The following is a 3,840-nucleotide window of genomic DNA, read 5'->3' on the forward strand; positions in this document are numbered from 1 at the left end:
ATCCACGTCGGCGGGGGCACTCTCTGAGCCCTAGATTTGGCGTGGCGGAATTTTCGGCGGTTTGGGCTTACACCCCCAAAATGGTTGAGTACCGTGCAGACCATGCTCACTTTTTCACGCTTACCCTGAAAAATGAACAACCAAACTCTCGGCTGAATCAGGCTTTGGCAAGGCACATCGACTCTAAGATCCATTCGTTGGTGATCATGACCCGCAATGACGGTGTAACCCGTAGAGAGAATGTTGTTGTGAGTAAATCAGCGACAAAAGAACCCAATGACTACCGTCTGAGCATTATAGGTCCAAGTAATCGCCAGACAGTTCAAAGCAAACGATGCTAAGCAATATCCCAACAACCTAAGGGACTTCCGACCCCTTTTCTCTGTCTATCTATATGTATATCTAAATAATGAAATATTTTGTTAAATTAACTGGTAAGCCAGACGGTTGCGCTTGGCATAGGATGTCAGTCACCCTTCCATTTTTAACATTTCGGTATTTCGTTAGATGGGGTTCTACGCCGGAATCCCAGTTTTTTCCGTCTAGCCAGAAAACTAGTGCTGGCGCGGGTTGTCGTAAAACAGTTGCTTCCCGACATAGCCCGTATTGGGTCGAAAAATACGCGCAGCTATGAGCAAAACATATACGGCAACCCCTGTCGGATACAACTTGCAGACGGAAAGATCAGCCTAGACGTTTACCAGCGGAATTTTCTTGGCTTCCGGCTTATAACCCCTAGCCCTCCTCGTTGGCCTTCAGTTAGCTGCTCGTACATCTTTTCGCTCGTCTTTCGCGGACAAGGTTGCGGTGACCCGGCAGTTAGCCGACTCACCACAACCCCCTCACGCGTTGCACTTATTATCTTAATCCGTGGTTAGCTTTTTTATAGAAGAGAGTTCAAAAAGGAAGTATTCAACAACAGAAGCTGCCTCTTCGCGCAAATGCATAGTTTCTAGTGGTGGCTCATCTCCGCCAGCTCTCATTATCGCTCTTTTCGCTTGGTTGGTTTCACCATTTCTTGCAAAATAAAGAATTGATTGTGCTATGGATAAAACAATGTCGATCTTAGCCGCTACAATGTCTTCATTGATAGCTTTTATATCGAAATCTTTCCACAGCTTATTGTAAAGACTATCCATTTCCATACCAGTGACATCAAACTTGTCTTGATTACTCAGAAGAACATCATTAGGGATTCTTTCCAGTTCATCCAACACACCAATTAGTTTCATATATAACACACACCTAGTATTTCTTTTTGTTATAGGCAACTTTTCCATATATGAAAGCATTTCTGGAAATTTTAATGAATTTAAAGCAATGGTGTTGTATTCATTTTTTGCCCCCCCCCAATTCTCTGATATTAACTGAGCATCAAGACGCTCTAGCGCCAAATTTGCCTGGACTATTCCATTGGCTTTTTTTGCGTAATGCTTTAGATAGATATATATGAGAGGTATAAGGGCAAGTAGCAGTGGGATTATGGCTTTCATTAATAAATCTCATTTTTTAATTTAATGCATTTAGTGTTATTAGCAATCATCTATCATATCCCAATCCCCCACAGTAGCAATGACGGTTATTGCAGCCCAAAACTGGCGAACCGAAGGGAGTTTTGAGGTGCGCAAAACAGGCAATATGTTAAATAGGCACTTTTGCGCATGCGCAAAACCCTTTTAACCTCCAGGCCACCACGAAACGTCGATTTTCGCATGCGAAACCCTGCCAAATGCCCCCCAAAAGCCCTGAAAGTTCGCGACGTTTTCAGGCGGATTTTAGTGGCTAAAATCCGCCTCTCCTGGTTCGTTCGTTTTGATACCCGAACGCCGCATTTCAGCCCATTTGGTGCCGCGCCCTAACGGCTCCGCCGAAGGCGGGGCGGTTCAGGCGTGGCCGGAGCGGGCGCAGCACGCGCCAGCTCTTGGGGCGGGGGGGGATCAACTGGCTGGTGCGCTAGCGCGGCCTCGATCGCCTGCTGTATAGCCTGCTCTCGCACCTCCAGGGCGACAGCCCTGGAGGCGTTATCCGCCGCCTCCGCGGCGGCTTGGGCCTGTAGAACTGCGGCCTGCAAGCCGCGCCGCTCTGTGCTGAGCTCTTCCCATCTCGACTCGATATCTGTGATCTGCTGGAGCACTGACGGCAGCCGACGGTCGAATAGCCGCAGGATCCACGGCCTGTGCTGGCGCTGGTCACGCTCCTCGCGGAGTGCGGCAGCTGACACCCGCAAGGCTGATCGCTCTCGCTCCTGCTCCTGCTCCCGCTGCACCTGCTTGAGCCGTGCGGCTTCGCGCCGCTCGGCGGTGGACGGTATCGACAGCGGCGCGGCCCGCAGCTGTTCTAGCAGCCGCTCGCGCAGCGGCGGCTCCGGCCAACAGTGCAGGTGCTGCGCCAACTCCTGCACTGTTGGAAACAGCGGCAGCAGCGCCAGGGCATGATCGTGCGCCAGATAGCGCTTCAAGGGGTCATCTCAGAAAACGGAAAATAAAGCACGCTAAGCCGGTGGCAGCGGTCGCAATGGCCTGAACTTCCCCGCACCGACCTTGGCACTGCTGCGCCATAGGTAATCGCCGGTCAGGTTGATATGCTCCCACCCCAGCGGGGACAGATATTGCAGCAACGTATCGTCCAGCGCCTTGCAGTGGGCACGCAAAGCACTGGTGGCACGCTCCAGATAGACCGTGTTCCACAACACGATGGCCGCCGTCACCAGATTGAGGCCGCTGGCCCGGTAGCGCTGCTGCTCAAAACTGCGGTCGCGGATTTCACCCAATCGGTAGAAGAAGACCGCCCTGGCCAGCGCGTTGCGCGCCTCGCCCTTATTCAGCCCCGCATGGACGCGGCGGCGCAGCTCCACGCTTTGCAGCCAATCCAGAATGAACAGCGTGCGCTCGATGCGCCCCAGCTCGCGCAGGGCGACGGCCAAGCCGTTTTGGCGCGGATAGCTGCCGAGCTTGCGCAGCATCAGCGAGGCCGTCACCGTGCCCTGCTTGATCGAAGTGGCCAGCCGTAGGATTTCATCCCAATGAGCGCGAATAGCCTTGATGTTCAGCCTGTCGCTGCTAAGGAAGGTGCGAATAAGCAGGTCATTTCTTCCCAAGCTGACTCGCTGATTAAAATTTCGCGGATCTGGGCCGATTTTTTTCCCGCAAACACATCGAATCAGCCTATTTAGGCTATTTTTTCGACATTTCTGGCGTTATTTCCGGTTTTTACTGAGATCTCTCCCACTGACGTATCATTTGGTCCGCCCGAAACAGGTTGGCCAGCGTGAATAACATCGCCAGTTGGTTATCGTTTTTCAGCAACCCCTTGTATCTGGCTTTCACGAAGCCGAACTGTCGCTTGATGATGCGAAACGGGTGCTCCACCTTGGCCCGGATGCTGGCTTTCATGTATTCGATGTTGATGGCCGTTTTGTTCTTGCGTGGATGCTGTTTCAAGGTTCTTACCTTGCCGGGGCGCTCGGCGATCAGCCAGTCCACATCCACCTCGGCCAGCTCCTCGCGCTGTGGCGCCCCTTGGTAGCCGGCATCGGCTGAGACAAATTGCTCCTCTCCATGCAGCAGATTACCCAGCTGATTGAGGTCATGCTCGTTGGCCGCGGTGGTGACTAGGCTGTGGGTCAGGCCACTCTTGGCATCGACACCAATGTGGGCCTTCATGCCAAAGTGCCACTGATTGCCTTTCTTGGTCTGATGCATCTCCGGATCGCGTTGCTGCTCTTTGTTCTTGGTCGAGCTGGGTGCCTCAATGATGGTGGCATCCTCAGCCATCCCCTCATATGAGCGAGGCGTGGCGCGGCTTCTGAGGTATGATCGCCATCCTTGACCAGCTAATACC

General features: G+C 52.7%; 3 protein-coding genes and 2 pseudogenes. 1 reads left to right on the top strand and 4 read right to left on the bottom strand.

Annotated elements, in window-relative coordinates:
- A partial coding sequence (locus tag OKC40_RS21870) for a hypothetical protein (protein WP_270796981.1) occupies window positions 1–341 on the top strand: 341 nt, incomplete at its 5' end.
- 522 nt (window positions 342–863) lie between these two features.
- On the opposite strand, the gene OKC40_RS21875 is transcribed toward OKC40_RS21870, so the two are convergent.
- From OKC40_RS21875 to OKC40_RS21890, 4 genes and pseudogenes are all read right to left on the bottom strand, one after another.
- Complete coding sequence (locus tag OKC40_RS21875; protein ID WP_270667876.1) at window positions 864–1,493, bottom strand: hypothetical protein; 630 nt, start codon at window positions 1,491–1,493, stop codon at window positions 864–866.
- Window positions 1,494–1,855: 362 nt separating this feature from the next.
- Window positions 1,856–2,458 (bottom strand): hypothetical protein, encoded by a 603-nt coding sequence (locus tag OKC40_RS21880; RefSeq protein WP_270796982.1) that lies wholly within the window; start codon window positions 2,456–2,458, stop codon window positions 1,856–1,858.
- Between the two features lie 33 nt (window positions 2,459–2,491).
- Window positions 2,492–3,049, bottom strand: a pseudogene (locus OKC40_RS21885) (Tn3 family transposase); the annotation flags it as partial.
- A 160-nt stretch (window positions 3,050–3,209) separates the two neighbouring features.
- Window positions 3,210–3,779, bottom strand: a pseudogene (locus OKC40_RS21890) (IS5 family transposase); the annotation flags it as partial.
- Window positions 3,780–3,840 lie beyond the last annotated feature (61 nt).

Source organism: Aeromonas sp. QDB11, assembly GCF_027705265.1.
Lineage (GTDB): Bacteria > Pseudomonadota > Gammaproteobacteria > Enterobacterales > Aeromonadaceae > Aeromonas > Aeromonas allosaccharophila.

Bases quoted from the DNA above. Each gene is read 5' to 3' on its own strand.
- OKC40_RS21875 (WP_270667876.1), bottom strand. From the start codon at position 1,493: ATGAAAGCCATAATCCCACTGCTACTTGCCCTTATACCTCTCATATAT.